Origin of the sequence: Brucella intermedia LMG 3301, from assembly GCF_000182645.1 — a bacterium.
GTDB classification, from domain to species: Bacteria; Pseudomonadota; Alphaproteobacteria; order Rhizobiales; family Rhizobiaceae; genus Brucella; species Brucella intermedia.
Genome location: NZ_ACQA01000001.1, coordinates 2,232,698 through 2,249,482, shown reverse-complemented (window position 1 = coordinate 2,249,482; position 16,785 = coordinate 2,232,698). Strand labels below are relative to the sequence as shown.

Below are 16,785 nucleotides of genomic sequence, written 5' to 3'. Positions count from 1 at the left end.
ACTGGCCTGATGGCATTCCATGATAAGGTCGGATCATGGAACATTCTGGTGAAATTCTTATTCTGACCGGCACGCCGGGCGCCGGTAAAACCACGACCGCCGAGAGGCTTGCGAACCAGCCGGGTTCGCCGAAGGTTCACCTTCATTCGGACGATTTCTGGCACTTCATCAATAATGGTGCGATCCAGCCCTATCTGCCGGAAGCCCATGCGCAAAATGCCATTGTGATGGATGCGCTGACCAAGGCGGCCAAGGCCTATGCCAACGGCGGCTATTTCGTCATCGTCGACGGCATAATCGGGCCATGGTTCCTCGAGCCCTTCCGAAACCTTGCCACCCCGCTTCACTATGTGGTTCTGCGTCCATCTCTCGATGAGGCGATCCGGCGCTGCCGCGAGCGTGGCGGCAATACGCTGACCGATCCGGGTCCGATTGCAGAACTGCACGGGCAATTGTCCGCGCTGGGGCCGCTAGAGCCGCACGTGCTGGCTGCCGAAGGGTGGTCGCGCAGTCAGACGCTTGCCGCTGTTCGCGCTGCGGTCGAAAGCGGCGCTTTCCGCCTGCATCCCTGAAACAGGCGGTCGCGGTTTTACCTTGTTGTCCAAACCGACTGGAAAACGAGTGAATTTCGACTATCTTGCTGATTTGACGGCTCGCATTTGCGTGAACGCACTCATGCGGGTGTTGAATTTGTTTCCCCGGCGCTCGGCAAAGCGCCCTTTTCAGGAGAAATCCATGTCGGGTACGACGGTTGCCACTTCTTTCTCGCTTGCAGCCCTGGGCCGCCGTATTTTCATCGCTCTTGGTCTGGCTGTTCTGGTTCCGCTGCTCTCCGCCTGCGGTTTCAACACTATCCCTACCAATGAGGAACGGGCGAAGGCCGCTTGGGGCGAGGTGCAAAACCAGTATCAGCGCCGCGCCGATCTCGTGCCCAATCTGGTCGAGACCGTGAAGGGCTATGCCGCTCACGAACAGGAGACGCTGCAGGCCGTGATCGAGGCGCGCGCCAAGGCGACGCAGGTGCAGATCACGCCCGAAACACTCAACAATCCCGAACTCTTCAAGCAGTTTCAGGATAATCAGGCCAACCTGACGAGCGCGCTGTCGCGCCTGATGGTGGTGGTCGAGCGCTATCCGGACCTGAAAGCCAACCAGAACTTCCTTGCATTGCAGTCGCAGCTCGAAGGCACTGAAAACCGCATCGCCGTCGCCCGCCGCGACTATATCGAGGCGGTTCGCGTCTACAATACGTCGCTGCGCACCATGCCGACGATGATCTGGACGTGGATCTGGTATCGCGATGCGCAGCCCATGCAGAGCTTCAGCGCCGATGCAGGCAGCCAGGCCGCGCCCAAAGTCAACTTCAACTGACGGCGCGTCTCATGATGCGTCTGGAGGCGGGTGCAGCACCCATGCGTGATCGTCGTGGCTTTTATTGGCCGCGGCATCTTATTGCGCTTGTCTTTCTGCTGTTTTCCGCAGCCTTGATGCTGCATACGGCAGCCTTGGCACAGGATGCATCGAAACCCGCACAGACCCTGACTGGCCGCGTGGTGGATGCGGCGGGGATCATCGATCCGGCAGAGCGCCAGAGCCTCACGCAGAAGCTTGCCGATTTCGAAGCCAAATCTTCGGATCAGGTGGTCGTGGTGACGGTCCCGAGCCTCAATGGCGAAGACATCGAAACCTATTCCAATCGTCTGTTCCGCGCCTGGGCGCTTGGCCAGAAACAGGAAAACAACGGCATATTGCTGGTGGTGGCGCCCAATGACCGCAAGGTGCGCATCGAGGTCGGCTACGGCCTCGAAGGTGTCATGACCGATGCGCTTTCAAGCGTCATCATCAATGGCACCATCATTCCCGAATTCCGCACCGGCGATTATTCGAAGGGCATCGTGCAGGGCGTTGACGGCATTCTTTCGGTGCTTTCCGGCGATGCCGCCGAGCTTGAAGCGCGCGCCAGACGCAATGTGCAGTCGAGTTCCGATGATGTCGACTGGGTGTTCGTCGTCTTCATTGCCTTCTGGTGCCTGATCTTCTTCGGCGGTTTCGGCATGGCGATCCTGACGCCGGTTTTCGGGCGCAAGATCGGGCCGGGCCGGTATCAGTGGCTCGGCATGGTGGTGGATTACAACAATCGCGGCGGCGGCGGGTCTGGCGGCAGGGGTGGCCGAAGCTGGGGTGGCGGCGGTGGCTGGTCATCCGGTGGGGGCGGCGGCGGTTTCTCCGGCGGCGGTGGTTCATCGGGTGGCGGCGGCGCCTCGGGTAGCTGGTAGGGAGACGCAGGGATGAAGCATCACACGCTGATTGGCGCCGAGGACCATGCCCGCATTGCCGAGGCGATCCGCAAGGCGGAAGCCGAGACCAGCGGCGAAATCTATGCGGTTCTGGCCCGTTCCAGCGACGATTATTTCTTTGCGGCGGGCTTTGTCGCCACCTGCGGCATTCTGCTGGCATCGGTCGTCGTGGCGTTTCTGGCGCACTGGTACTGGTTCGATGTCCGCCTCCCCATGTTCGGGCTTGCGGTGCTGGCGGCCTTCCTGACCGCGATGCTGGTGCTGTGGGCCTTTCCGGCCATCCGCATGCTGCTGGTGCCGCGCCGCATCCGTTACAAGCGCGCGCATCTCAATGCGCTGCAACAGTTCCTGGCGCGCAATGTGCATATCACCGAGCATCGCACCGGCATCCTGCTCTTCGTCTCCATGGCCGAACATTATGCCGAGGTGATCGCCGATGCGGGCATCAATGCGCGGGTCGAACAGGACGAGTGGAATGCGATCGTGGCGACGCTCGTCCATCATGCGTCGCGGGCGCAGGTGGCCGAGGGTTTCGTGCTGGCGATCGGTCAGGCGGGCCTTTTGCTGGAGACGCATTTCCCGGCAGGAGCGGACAATGTCAACGAACTCGACGATCACCTGATCGAGTTATGAGAGCCGCTCGGTTCCATCAGAATCATCTGCAACTTTAGTCTGAAACAGGGCAAAACCGGCCCGCGGCTTTGCCCTTCCGGCATCATTTCTGCGCGCCGTGGAGAAATCCACTGGCATAATCCGAAATTTCGCGGGAAGTTTTCGAAGTTTTGTTCCAAATTAAATGGATTAAATGCGGTTTTTCTGACTTTCCGGGAAATTTTTCGTTATTTTCAACGAATTGCCATCGAATCCGGTGCCTAATCTGCTAGTTTGGCGCGCATTGCCATCATGACAGGAGTATCCGACGTGACTGCAAAGCAGGATCGGTCGAGCAAGGTTAAGGGTTCAAAGGCAGGCAAGGAGGAGAAGAAGGGAGGAAAGTCGAAGGCGCTTACAGCCTTCTCGCAGCTTCTCTTCGAATGGGCGCCGCCAGAAGATCTGGCCGCTTACGATGCCGCCGCTCTCGACAGTTCAGCCCGTCACGGCTATGCCGCTCTGGAATCCTATCGCAAGGGCAAGAGCATCATCAGCGTCGATAACGGTATCGAACGCCATGGTCGCCCGGTGAGCGTCATCACCATCGTCAACGACAATATGCCGTTCCTGCTCGACTCCATCATGGGTGAGCTGAACGATCATGCCAACCAGATTTTCATGGTTGTGCATCCGGTTCTGGACATTGCGCGCGAGAAGGACGAGCTCGTCATTCTGGGTGAGGCATCGCAGCTTGCGCCTGCCAAGGGCGTCGAGCGCGTCAGCCTGGTGCAGATCCATCTCCCGGCTCTCGACAAGCAGACCAAGGCCGACCTGACCGCCGCCATCAAGCGTGTGCTGGGGCAGGTTCGCGCCGCCGTCAGCGACTGGAAGCCGATGCTGAAGCGCCTCGATGGCGCGATCGCCGATTACAAGCGCGTGCACGACATGACGGGCGATCCCGCCATGCCGGAAGCGATCGCCTTTCTCGAATGGCTGCGCGACGACCGTTTCATCTTCCTCGGACTTCGCGAGCTGACCTTCAAGGGCAAGGGCGACAAGCGCGAACTCGTGCCGGTCAAGGAAACGCTCGGCATTCTCAACGATCACGAGGTCCGCGTCCTGCGCAAGGATGACGACGACACGGTGACGCCGCGCGAAGTGACCGAATTCCTCGACAGCAACGAGCCGCTGATCGTCACCAAGGCGAACTCGCTTTCGCTGGTGCATCGCCGCTCCTATCTCGATTATGTCGGCGTGAAGATATTCGGCGAGAAGGGCGAGGCCATCGGCGAACTGCGCCTGGTCGGCCTCTTTACCTCGGTTGCCTATACGAGTTCGGTCGCGGGCATTCCGTTCATCCGTTCCAAGGCCGATGCGGTCATCAAGCATCTCGGCTTCAACCGCGAGGACCATTCGGGCAAGGCGCTCATCAACGTGCTGGAGGAATATCCGCGCGACGAGCTTTTCCAGATCGATGTGGAAAGCCTGACGGCCAATGCCGAACTGATCCTGGCGCTGGGCGAGCGTCCCCGGGTGCGCGCTGTTCCGCGTCTCGACCGGTTTGGCCGTTTTGCCACCGTGCTGGTCTATATCCCGCGCGACCGTTACGACTCGGTCGTGCGCGAGAAGATCGGGCATTATCTGGTCGACGTCTATGGCGGCGACAGTTTTGAATTCCATCCAGTCTTCCTGCAGAACGGCCTGACGCGCGTCCAGTTCGTCATCCGCCGTCACGAGCGTTCCACGCCGCATGTGGACCGGGAAGCGCTGGAAGCGCAAGTGCGCGCCATCGTCCGCACCTGGGACGACGCGGTGCGTGAAAGCTCCGACAGCGCCGACGCGAAGACCGTAGCGCTTGCCGCAAGCTTTCCGCCGTCCTACCGCGAAATCTTCACGGCGCCGGAAGCGCTGGTCGATGCGGAACGCATTGCCAGCCTCAGCGCCGAGGCGCCGCTTTTCGTGGATTTCTATCGCTATCGCACCGACGGTCCCGATGCGGTTTCGCTGAAGATCTATCATCACGGTGCGCCGGTCGTGCTGTCGCAGCGCGTGCCGCTTCTGGAAAACATGGGTTTCCGTGTCGTCAGCGAGCAGACCATCGACCTGCCGCAGGCAGGCGAAGACGGTGCGACCGTCTACCTGCACGACATGCAGCTCGTGAACGCCTATGGGGCACCGGTCGATCTTTCCGACGATGGCGAGATGCTGGAAGACGTGTTCCGCAATGTCTGGGACGGTCAGGCCGATAATGACGGCTATAATGCGCTGGTGCAGACCGCGCGCCTGACGGCACGCCAGATCATGATCCTGCGTTCCTATGGGCGCTATCTGCAGCAGGCGGGCATCGCCTATTCGCAGGGCTTCATCGCGGCAGCGCTGAACCGTTATCCGGAAATCGCCAGCGACCTCTATTCGCTGTTCGACCTGCGTTTCAATCCGTCGGCCAAGCGCCGGGATGCGGCTGAAAAGAAGCTCGTCGATGGCATCGAAACGGCGCTGCTGGGCGTGCCGAGCATCGATGACGACCAGATATTGCGCCGTTTCCGCAATCTGATCGAAGCGACGCTGCGCACCAACGCCTATCAGCCGGATGCCGAGGGAAAGCCGCGCGTCACCTTCGCCTTCAAGCTCAATCCGCGTCTGGTCGACGGCCTGCCTGACCCGCGCCCGTACCGCGAAATCTTCGTCTACGGGCCGGAAGTGGAAGGCGTGCACCTGCGTTTCGGCGCGGTCGCCCGCGGCGGCCTGCGCTGGTCGGACCGCGCGCAGGATTATCGCACCGAAGTGCTGGGGCTGGTAAAGGCGCAGCAGGTCAAGAACGCGGTTATCGTGCCGGTCGGCGCCAAGGGCGGCTTCTATCCGAAGCGTCTGCCGGTCGGCGGCGATCGCAATGCGGTGTTCGAAGCCGGCCGCGATGCCTACAAGGTCTTCATCTCCACGCTCCTGTCCGTTACCGACAATATCGAGGACAGCGATGTCGTGCCGCCGGCGGAAGTCGTGCGCCATGACAATGACGATCCTTACTTCGTCGTTGCCGCCGACAAGGGCACGGCCACTTTCTCCGATACGGCCAATGCCATCAGCCAGGCGCATGATTTCTGGCTGGACGATGCCTTCGCATCGGGCGGTTCCGCCGGTTACGACCACAAGGGCATGGGCATCACCGCGCGCGGCGCGTGGGAAGCCGTGAAGCGCCATTTCCGCGAACTCGACATGGATATCCAGAACGAGCCTTTCACGGTTGCGGGCGTGGGCGACATGTCGGGCGACGTCTTCGGCAACGGCATGCTGCTTTCCGAACAGATTCGCCTCGTGGCGGCGTTCGACCATCGCGATATCTTCATCGACCCGAACCCGGTTCCGGCGGACGGCTTTGCCGAGCGCAAGCGCCTGTTCGAGTTGCCGCGTTCGAGCTGGCAGGACTATGACCGCTCCAAGCTTTCGGCTGGCGGCGGCATCTACAGCCGCAGTCAGAAGACGATCACGCTCTCTCCGGAAGCGGCCAATGCCATCGGCCTCGGCAAGACCTCCGGAACGCCGCAGGAAATCATGACGGCGATCCTGAAGTCCAAGGTCGATCTGCTCTGGTTCGGCGGCATCGGCACCTATATCCGCTCCTCCGCTGAAACGGATGCGCAGGTTGGTGACCGCGCCAATGATGCGATCCGCATCACCGGCTCGGAAGTCGGTGCGCGGGTGATCGGCGAAGGCGCGAATCTTGGCGTGACCCAGCGCGGGCGTATCGAATATGCTTTGTCGGGCGGTCGCGGTAACACGGACGCCATCGACAATTCGGCGGGCGTCAACTGCTCGGACGTCGAGGTCAACATCAAGATCGCGCTGGCTGCGGCCATGCGTTCGGGCAAGCTCAAGCGCCCGGCGCGCGACAAGCTTCTGGTCAGCATGACCGACGATGTTTCGGCACTGGTGCTGCGCAACAACTATCTGCAGCCGCTAGCGCTTTCGCTGAGCGAACGCCAGGGACTGGCGGAGCTGCCCTATCAGGCGCGCTTCATGGCGGAACTGGAAGCCCGCAAGCTGCTCGACCGCAAGGTGGAGAACCTGCCGTCGGACGCATTGCTCGCCGAGCGCCAGAAGGCTGGCCAGCCGCTCACCCGCCCGGAACTGGCGGTTCTGCTGGCCTATGCGAAGCTCTCGCTCTGTGACGATCTGGTGGCGAGCCAGCTTCCGGACGAGCCGTACTTCCAGTCGCTGCTGATGGGCTACTTCCCCAAGCGCATGGTGAAGACCTATGCCGAGGAAATCTCGGGTCATCGCCTGCGCCGTGAAATCGTCGCCACCTTGCTGGCGAACGATGTCATCAATCGCGGGGGCATCACCTTCATCAGCCGCCTGGCCGATACGACCGGCAAGTCGCCTGCCGATATCGTCCGCGCTTATGTGGCGGTGCGTGACGGCTTCGACATCGACACGATCTATGACGCCATCGATGCGCTGGACAATCGCGTTCCGGGCGATGTGCAGAACCAGTTCTACCATCTCGTCGGCGAAATGCTGCAGGCGACGACGGCATGGGTGCTGCGCAACGACACGACGCGCGCCAACCTGACGGAACTGGTGGATACGATCACCAGGGCGCGCGCCGAACTGGAGCCGCGTTTCGACGGTCTGATGCCGGAATATCTCAAAACCGCGCTTCAGGCCGACAAGGCCGCTTTCGTGGAAATGGGTGCGCCGGAAAAGCTGGCACAGCGTCTTGCCAATCTGCAGCTTGCAGGCATCATGCCGGACATTGCGCTGATCGCGCATCTGGCGGGCGCCGACCGGGTGGTTACCGCCAAGACCTATTTCGGTGTTTCGGAAGCCTTCCGCATCGGTCGCATCGAGGAAGCCGCGCGCTCCATCCCCGTCACGGACTATTATGACGGGCTGGCGCTGTCACGGGCAAGCGATACGATCACGCAGGCTGCACGCGGCATCACCATTGCGGCACTCAAGCGTTTCGCCAAGGACAAGGACCCGGCGGCAGCCTGGTTTGCAGCCGATGGCGCCCGCATCGAGCAGGTGCAGAACCGCATGGTCGCCTTGACGGAAGGTGGCGACCTGACCGTTTCGCGACTGGCGGTTGCAGCGGGCCTGATGTCCGATCTCGCCCAGTAGGCAGGTCGGGAAATTCTATTGCAGAAGGGCGGCTGTGGCCGCCCTTTTTATTTCTTTCCAGTGCACATTTCGGGGTATAAGCTCCCGCTAATATGATTTGGGCCTGAAATTCATCCGATACATTGAAGGAACGATGCAGCCGAACGGCTCGGCTGGCCTGCGTGCATCTGCATGAAATCCGGAACCGGTTTTCGCAAAGCATAGTGTGCAGATGTATCGGGCTGGAGTGGTCTTTATACGCCAAAAGGCGCATGGTGCTCTATCGTCGGAAGCCGCTTCGGGCGTGGGGGGAAGGAAAGAGTAATTGAGCGATCAGCTTATGGCTGCCCGCAGCCATGCCTCGCGGCGTGGCGTATGGGGCTGGATATTCTTCGACTGGGCGGCGCAGCCGTTCTTCACCGTCATCGTAACCTTCATCTTTGGTCCCTATTTCATCTCACGCATGGCCGACACGCCGGAAGCGGGGCAGATCGCCTGGGGGTACGGCTTTGCCGCCGCGGGCCTCGTGATCGCACTGCTGTCGCCCGTTCTGGGATCGATTGCCGACAAGACCGGCGCGCGCAAACCGTGGATCGGCTTCTTTGCCGTCCTGAAGATCGCGGGCCTGATGACGCTGTGGTTCGCGGTGCCGGGCGCAAACCTGTTTTGGGTGCTTCTGGCATTCAGCATCGCCATGATCTCGGCGGAGTTTTCCATCGTCTTCAACGATTCCATGATGCCGCGGCTCGTCCCCGCCAGGGAGATTGGCAAAGTATCCAATCTGGCCTGGGGGCTCGGCTATCTGGGCGGCGTGCTGGTGCTGATCTTCGTCGTGGTCTTTCTGGCGTCGTCACCCGAGACGGGCAGGACCCTGATCGGGCTTCCGCCGCTCTTCGGGCTTGACCCTGCCAGCGGCGAAGATGCCCGCATCACCGGCCCCATCGCGGCGCTGTGGTATCTCGTTTTCATCATGCCGATGTTCCTGTTCACGCCGGATCAGGCGCGCGGCCAGCCGCTGCGCCAGGCGGTCGGCAGCGGCCTGACGGAACTGAAGTCGACGCTGAGGGAAGTGCGGAAGCGTCCGGGAATAGTCCGCTTCCTTGCCGCCCGCCTTGTCTATCAGGACGGGCTCAATGCCATTGTCGCGCTCGGCGCGGGCTATGCCGCTTCACTGTTTCGCTGGAGCATCAACGAAATCGGCCTCTTCGGCATGATCACCAATGTGTCGGCGATCCTGAGCTGCCTCGTCGCGGCTCGTCTCGATGCAAGGCTCGGCTCAAAAGCCATCGTGCTCGGATCGCTGGTGCTTCTGCTCATCGCCTCGTTCGGTATCGTTTCCACCGGAACGAATTATTTTCTGCTCGGGCTTTTGCCGGTTGGCTATTCCGAGGGACATGGGCTGTTCTCCACGGCTGCGGAACAGGCATTTCTCGTCTACGGGCTGATGATCGGCGCCGCCCTGGGGCCGGTGCAGGCGTCCGCCCGTTCGTGGTTTGCGCGCAGCATCAGGCCGGAGGAATCGGGTCGCTATTTCGGCATCTATGCGCTGGCGGGCCGGGCGACGGGATTTCTCGGGCCGTTTCTGGTCGCGACGATCACGGCTCTCACTGGCTGCGCGGCGATTGGCATGTCGGTGCTACTGCTGTTTTTTGTCGTGGGGCTCTATCTGGCTGCCATTACGCCTTATCCCGGCCGACAAGCCGCTTGCATCCGGCCCGCATTGACGTGCCGGAGGCGGTTCCGGTCTTTTCGAGACGGCTCTATTCGATCCAGTCCATGGAACGCTGCACGGCCTTTTCCCACGAGCGGAACAGGCGCGTGCTTTCCTCGACCGGCATTCGCGGGTGCCAGCGCTGGCCCACCTGCCAGTTTTCCACGATGTCCCGCGTCGATTTCCAATAGCCGACGGCAAGTCCCGCCGCATAGGCAGCGCCCAGCGCCGTGGTCTCGATGATTTTCGGGCGCACGACCGGCACGTCCAGAATGTCGGACTGGAACTGCATGAGCAGCTCGTTGACGGTCATGCCGCCATCGGCGCGCAACTCCGTGATCTCGACGCCGGAATCCTTCACCATCGCATCCAGCACTTCGCGCACCTGATAGGCGCTCGCCTCCAGCGCCGCGCGGGCGATGTGCCCCTTGTTGGCGAAGCGGGTGAGGCCAGCAATGATGCCGCGCGCGGAATCCTGCCAGTGCGGCGCATAGAGGCCGGAGAAGGCCGGGACGAAATAGACGTCGCCATTGTCTTCTACGGTGCGGGCCAGCGTTTCGATGTCGCTGCTGTGCCTGATGATGCCGAGATTGTCGCGCAGCCATTGCACCAGAGCACCGGTGATCGCAATTGACCCTTCCAGCGCATAGACCGGCTTCGCGCCGTCCAGCTTGTAGGCAACCGTGGTCAGCAGTCCAAAATTGGAGGGCACCAGTTTCTCGCCGGTGTTCATCAGCATGAAGCAACCGGTGCCATAGGTGTTCTTGGCCTCGCCCGGTTCCAGACAGGCCTGGCCGAAGAGCGCTGCCTGCTGGTCACCCAGAATACCCGCCAGCTTGACGCCGGAAAGCGAGGGCAGGGCGATCTCGCCATAGACCTCGCTCGAGGAGCGGATTTCTGGCAGGCAGGAAGCAGGAATCTCGAACAGGCGGAGAATATCCGCGTCCCATTTCAGCGTGGAAAGATCCATGAGCTGGGTGCGGGAGGCGTTGGTCACATCGGTGATGTGAATGCCGCCATCGGTGCCGCCGGTGAGGTTCCAGACCAGCCATGTGTCGATGGTGCCGAAAAGCGCGTCGCCAGCTTCGGCCTTTTCACGGGCACCGGGAACGTGATCGAGTATCCAGCGCAGCTTGAGGCCGGAGAAATAGGTCGAGATGGGCAGGCCGGTTTTTTCGCGCAGGCGGTCCGCGCCGCCGTCTTTCGTGTATCGGGCGACCAGCTCGTCCGTGCGCGTATCCATCCAGACGACCGCATTATGGAGCGGCACGCCGGTCTTCCGGTCCCAGAGCAGAGTGGTTTCGCGCTGGTTGGTAATGCCGACGGAAGCTATGTCGGCTGCCTTCAGGTTTGCCTTCTTCAGCGCTGCGGCAATGACGTGCTGCGTATTGCGCCAGATTTCCGTTGGATTGTGTTCGACCCAGCCCGCCTTCGGATAAATCTGCTCGTGTTCGCGCTGGTCGCTGGCGACGATATCGCCCTGCCGGTCGAAAATGATGAAACGCGAACTCGTGGTTCCCTGGTCGATGGAACCGATAAACTGCGTCATGGGGCGGGCTCCTCCGTTGATCCGGCCTATTCTGAAAACGAATTTAAACGAAACAATATGAAACTCAATGAAAACGAGGCCCCGGAACGGCTGGTTTCGGGGCCTCGATAAATGCCTGTTTTATAATGCGTATAAGCTTTAACAGCGTGTCGCATTTTATCGTACTCGTATGACACGCTTTAAGCTTTAGTTTCCATGCATGTCTTTATCCCAAAACCGGTTCCCACTTTTGGGAGACATGCATTAATGCCGGAAATGGCGCATGCCGGTCATGACCATGGCGATGCCATGTTCGTCGGCAGCGGCGATCACCTCGTCGTCGCGCATGGAGCCGCCCGGCTGGATGACGGCGGTTGCGCCGGCCTGAACGGCTGACAGAAGACCGTCTGCAAACGGGAAGAACGCATCGGAAGCGACCACGCAGCCCTTGGTGAGCGGCTCGGCAAGACCGGCGGCTTCGGCAGCGTCTTCCGCCTTGCGGGCTGCGATGCGGGCGGAATCCACACGGCTCATCTGGCCTGCGCCGATACCGACCGTCGCGCCATCCTTGACATAGACGATGGCGTTCGACTTCACATGCTTGGCAATGCGGAAGGCGAATTTCATGTCGTTGAGTTCGGCTTCGGTCGGCGCGCGCTTGGTGACAACCTTGAGATCGAGATCATCCACCACGCCATTGTCGCGTGACTGGACCAGCAGGCCACCGGCAACCGTCTTGGCGGCAATGCCCTTGGCGCGTGGGTCCGGCAGACCGCCGGTCACGAGCAGGCGCAGGTTCTTCTTGGCTGCGACGATGGCCTGTGCGCCTTCGGTGGCATCCGGGGCGATGATGACTTCGGTGAAGATTTTGACGATCTCTTCGGCAGCTTCTTCATCAAGCGTCTTGTTGAGCGCGACGATGCCGCCAAAGGCCGAAACCGGATCGCAGGCGAGCGCCTTGAGATAGGCGTCTTTTATCGATGCGCCTTCTGCCACGCCGCACGGATTGGCATGCTTGATGATGGCAACGGCTGCGGTGCGGGCCGGGTCGAATTCGGCGACGAGTTCGAAAGCCGCATCGGTGTCGTTGATGTTGTTATAGGAAAGCTGCTTGCCCTGAAGTTGGGTCGCGGTGGCAACGCCGGGGCGCTTTTCGCCGGTGAGATAAAAACCTGCCGTCTGGTGCGGGTTCTCGCCATAGCGCATGACGGAATGCAGCTTGCCTGCGACCGAGCGATAGACCGGGGTTTCTTCCTCGATTGCTTCGGCAAACCAGTTGGAAATCGCGGCGTCATAGGCAGCGGTGCGCGAAAATGCCTTGGCGGCGAGCTTCTTGCGGAAGGCAAGCGGCAGGGAACCGGAATGCTTTTCCAGCTCAGCGACGACTGCTGCATAGTCGGCAGGATCGACGACGGTTGCGACATAGGCATGGTTCTTCGCGGAAGCGCGGATCATGGCCGGGCCACCAATGTCGATGTTTTCGACGGTGGTGTCATAGTCGCCGCCCTTGAAGCGGACTTCCTCGAACGGATAGAGATTGATGACGGCGAGATCGATGCCGCCAATGCCGTGTGCTTCCATGGCCGAGACGTGTTCCGGATCATTGCGCACGGCGAGCAGGCCGCCATGGACTGCCGGATGCAGCGTCTTGACGCGCCCGTCCATGATTTCCGGGAAACCGGTTACTTCGGACACGTCCTTCACCGGAATGCCCTCGGCGGCAATCGATTTGGCGGTGCCGCCGGTCGAAAGGATTTCGACGCCCTGCGCGTGAAGCGCCTTGGCGAAATCGATCAGGCCGGTCTTGTCGGAAACGGAAAGGAGGGCGCGGCGCACCCGATGAAGATCGGGAGCGGGAATATGCTTGGAGCTGACAGCCATAGGGAGTTGGTCTCTTCGTTGCTGAAACGGATGCGTTCAGGAAAGTGGACGGCTCGCCCTAACACAGGCGCGCCGAGAATCCTACCGCAAAAGGCCGGAAAGGAACGGTGAAGAGGTATTTCTTGCTCTCCATTCGATCCCATTGATCCTCGACCCTTCGAGACGGCGCCCTTCGACAAGCTCAGGACGCCTCCTCAGGGTGAGGGCGGTGGTGCTTGAAGAGCGTTCCAGAATGGATATGTCGCTGTCGACTCGCAAACGCAGCGTGCCGTTCGTCGAGGCTGATTAATTACGCTCCACCCTCATCCAGAGGAGGCGTCCTGAGCTTGTCGAAGGGCGCCGTCTCGAAGGGGAGGAGCGGGAGAGCGAATTACACGTAACTGCCGAGCGCGACGCGGCTGAACTGCCAGTTCACTTCCGGCAATTCGGAAGCCGGGAAGGAGAGCACGATCTGCTTCGATGTCACGGGGCCGCGGAAGCCCGCAAAGAAGATCGAATCTTCCAGCTGCGGCGCAACCTCGAAGCAGGAAAAGACCCAGGTATCGTCGCGGTCAGCCGAAAGGACGATCAATCCGTTCTCATCGAAGGAAATATCGACCGAGGGATGCAGGTGGAAACGGACGGCAATATTGTCGCGTCCGTTTGATTTCAGCGGACGACCGTCGCCGCGATAGAAGCGGTCGGCGCCCTGAATCACGCTGCCATTATGCGACAGGACGAGGCGGCGTTCGTGATAGATGCCGAACAGGCGCGCATAGCCGTCATGGCTGGCGACAAACCCCTGCCTTCCCATCTCCTCGATCCGGTCGCGCTGTACGCGCGTCGGGCCTGCAATAATCGGCGTGCCGATCATGTTGGAGAGGCCCGCATTCAGGCTGAAACGGCACGAGGACGTGTCATTGATGGTCGCGGTGGAATGCGCAGCCGTCGAACGGCCCAATGGACGAAATTCCGGCGGGCCGAAACGGTCGACGCCGGAATTGACGATATAGCGCTGGCGTCCGGAGGACATTTCAAAGGCGAGACAGCCGGCATGGGCGTCCCGCGATGCGGTGACGGGCGGCGGCAGTCCGGTATCGGCGATGATGGTGGTCGAACCCATCGAAAGCCGTTCATAGCCCGAATAGGGCGCGTGGGTCAGCGGCGATCCGGCAGTTTCATCGTGCCGCAGAACCGAAATGATGCGTTCCGGCATGGTGGGGCCGACGCCGTTGAATAGTGCAAGGCTGCCATCCTGATGACGGAAGAAACGCAGGGCCGGCAGCATGCGCTCGACGGCTTCGATCAGCGCCTTGGGCGGGGATTCCGTGCCATTGGCATAGGTCTGGCGCAGCGGCAGAAGATCGGCCAGCAGCTCCAGAACCGTAACGGGATTGCGCGAAATATGCCCGCCATCGGGCAGGATCTGGCGCTTCAGCTCATATTCCAGATTGCGCCGCGCGGCACGTGCCGTCGGCGGCGAAACCGGCAGCGCCAGGGCGGCGAAAGCCAATGCGATGCGGGCGCGCAGGCGTTCCTCGCCATCATCCATGGCGGCAGCGACGGTGCGCAGGTAACGCACCTGCATGGCGAGTGAGCGCATGAACTTGCGATAGGCGGGAAGTTCCGCGCCCGACAGAATGAGATTGGAATGCTGCAGCCAGGCAATGATGCGCTGGGCGGTGACTTCCGGCGACCAGGCAAGACCGCCGATGCGCTTGCCGAACATGCGCATCCAGTCATCGACGAGCGCGCGCGCATTGGCAGTTGCCAGTTCACTGTTGGCGCTTTTCAGATGGCGCAGCCAGCCGAAACTCTGAAGTGCCGCTTCCCACTCCGGCGTCGGCGGCTCGACGGCGAAAGGCGACAACCCGCCGGTCTCGACCAGTCGACCGGCAAGCGCAAAGCGGCCGTGGTAGAATTCCTGCGCCAGCTGCGGGTCGGCGACGCGCAGGTCGGGCGGGGCGATCAGGATACGGTCCGGGGTGAAGCCGGTGAAGCGCCAGCGATAAAGCGGCCCCATGCGCAGACGGCGGCTGAACTTGCGCCACGCCTGTGCAACGGCCAGTCCCCAAAGATGTGGGGTTTCGCTGAGGGCGACTGCCACCCGGTCTTTCTCCGTATTGTTTGTCATTATGCTGCGGCCAGATCGAAAGGCCGGTTTCCCTTGATACAATTGTACAGAAATGGTGAATCGAGCGTTAACCATAACGGGCATCCCGGCCCGTTATGGCAAATTATCCGACTTGTCTGCTTATATCCGGTCTCAGGCCCGACGCTTGAAGCGGGCGGCGAAGAAACCGTCCATTCCGGCCATCTGCGGATTGCCGTCAAAACGCTTCGGCGGCAGGTCTGCCGGCGTGGACCGCAAAAAGCCTTCCACCGTTACCAGCCCCTCCAGACCGGAACAATCCTGCTCCGTGATCGGGAAAGGCTCCAGCAGCGGATTTTCCGCCGCCTTGCGCGCCATTTCCTCGCCTTCGAGCGGGTGCAGGGAACAGTTGGAAAAGACGATTACACCGCCGGGTTTGACCAGAGTGGCCGCATGCGCCAGAAGCTTGCCCTGAAGTTCGGCAAGCTTGGCGATATCCTGCGGCGTCTTGGTCCATGGCACGTCCGGATGACGGCGCACCGTGCCGGTGGAGGAGCAGGGCGCATCCAGAAGCACGGCATCGAACAGTTCGTCCGGCTGGAAATCCATAAGATTGGTGGCGACGGTCTTCGCCTCGAAACCGAGCCGTTCCAGATTGCCGCGCAGGCGCTTCAGCCGATTTTCGGAAAGGTCGAGCGCGGTCACATCCGCACCCTGGAGCACAAGCTGCGCCGTCTTGCCGCCGGGGGCGGCGCACAGGTCGGCAACCCGTTTGCCCCTGATGTCACCCATCAGGCGCGCAGGCAGACTTGCCGCCACATCCTGCACCCACCAGTCGCCTTCGGCAAAGCCGAGCAGATCGGTGAGATTGCCTTCGACCGTCTGCAGGCGAACCGAGCCGTTGGGAAGCGCCACGCCACCCAGCTTTTCGGCCCACGCTTCCGCGTCGCCCTTGACCGTAAAATCGATCGGCGGCTCATAGGCGTGCATGGCGAGAATGGCTGCCGCTTTTTCCGCGCCATAGGCCTCGGTGATGCTCTTTGCAAACCATTCCGGCACGTTCGTTTCAGGCTCAAGCGTGTGGGCGAGCGCGCGTTCCTTGTTGCGCGACAGCCTGCGCAGCAGCGCATTGACCAGACCGGCATATTTGCGGTTGCGCGGGTCGCTGTTCGCCGCCTCCACGGCCAGATCAACCGCCGAATGGTCGGGGAGGTCGAGATAGAAAATCTGGGCGATGGCGACATGCAGAAGATGTTTCAGCGCCACCGCATTTTCCGGCAATGGCCGGTCGAGCCGCTTGTTGATGGCGCGTTCGATGCTGCCGCGATTGCGCAGCGCAGAACCAAGAATGGCGCGAACCAGTGCGCGGTCGCGCGGCTCCAGCGCCAGATATTGCGGATGACCGTGGGTATTGTCGGTCAGGCCGTCGAGCGAAGTGTTCTTTTCGATCACCGCGCCGAGAAGGCGGGCCGCACACAAACGCGCCGCCAGACCGGGGCGCAGGTCTGCGGCGCTGTTGTTGGTTAGCGGCTTTTTGTTTCCGCGCTTCGGCGCAGGCTTTTTATCGTTCACGCTGTTCTGCTACTTTTTGTTTAAGCATGATCTT

9 protein-coding genes and 1 pseudogene are annotated in these 16,785 nt (G+C 61.3%); 6 read left to right on the top strand and 4 right to left on the bottom strand.

The window, feature by feature from the left end; genetic code table 11:
• Window positions 1–35: 35 nt before the first annotated feature.
• From OINT_RS10765 to OINT_RS10740, 6 genes and pseudogenes are all read left to right on the top strand, one after another.
• Window positions 36–572, top strand: coding sequence for an ATP-binding protein (locus OINT_RS10765; protein ID WP_006467838.1), 537 nt, complete (start codon window positions 36–38; stop codon window positions 570–572).
• 163 nt (window positions 573–735) lie between these two features.
• The gene (locus tag OINT_RS10760) at window positions 736–1,371 is read left to right on the top strand and encodes a LemA family protein (RefSeq protein WP_006471244.1); all 636 of its coding nucleotides are present in this window, start codon (window positions 736–738) and stop codon (window positions 1,369–1,371) included.
• Window positions 1,372–1,487: 116 nt separating this feature from the next.
• A complete protein-coding gene (locus OINT_RS10755) occupies window positions 1,488–2,276 on the top strand; it encodes a TPM domain-containing protein (RefSeq protein ID WP_404990617.1) in 789 nt (262 codons plus the stop codon).
• 12 nt (window positions 2,277–2,288) lie between these two features.
• On the top strand, window positions 2,289–2,930 hold the full coding sequence (locus OINT_RS10750) for a TPM domain-containing protein (protein ID WP_006467835.1): 642 nt from the start codon (window positions 2,289–2,291) through the stop codon (window positions 2,928–2,930).
• Window positions 2,931–3,218: 288 nt separating this feature from the next.
• Entirely contained in the window at window positions 3,219–8,009 is a 4,791-nt protein-coding gene (locus tag OINT_RS10745) for an NAD-glutamate dehydrogenase (RefSeq protein WP_006471245.1), read from the top strand.
• A 319-nt stretch (window positions 8,010–8,328) separates the two neighbouring features.
• Window positions 8,329–9,678: pseudogene (locus OINT_RS10740) on the top strand (MFS transporter); the annotation flags it as partial.
• Between the two features lie 70 nt (window positions 9,679–9,748).
• Here the strand turns inward: OINT_RS10740 and glpK are convergent.
• From glpK to OINT_RS10720, 4 genes are all read right to left on the bottom strand, one after another.
• Window positions 9,749–11,248, bottom strand: coding sequence for a glycerol kinase GlpK (gene glpK, locus OINT_RS10735; protein ID WP_006467832.1), 1,500 nt, complete (start codon window positions 11,246–11,248; stop codon window positions 9,749–9,751).
• 243 nt (window positions 11,249–11,491) lie between these two features.
• Window positions 11,492–13,108 carry a bifunctional phosphoribosylaminoimidazolecarboxamide formyltransferase/IMP cyclohydrolase gene (gene purH / locus OINT_RS10730; RefSeq protein ID WP_006467831.1) on the bottom strand — a complete coding sequence of 539 codons (1,617 nt, stop codon included), beginning with the start codon at window positions 13,106–13,108 and terminating at the stop codon, window positions 11,492–11,494.
• A 370-nt stretch (window positions 13,109–13,478) separates the two neighbouring features.
• Complete coding sequence (locus OINT_RS10725; RefSeq protein WP_021588077.1) at window positions 13,479–15,221, bottom strand: heparinase II/III family protein; 1,743 nt, start codon at window positions 15,219–15,221, stop codon at window positions 13,479–13,481.
• 132 nt (window positions 15,222–15,353) lie between these two features.
• Window positions 15,354–16,751, bottom strand: coding sequence for an RsmB/NOP family class I SAM-dependent RNA methyltransferase (locus tag OINT_RS10720; protein WP_006467827.1), 1,398 nt, complete (start codon window positions 16,749–16,751; stop codon window positions 15,354–15,356).
• Window positions 16,752–16,785: the final 34 nt, after the last annotated feature.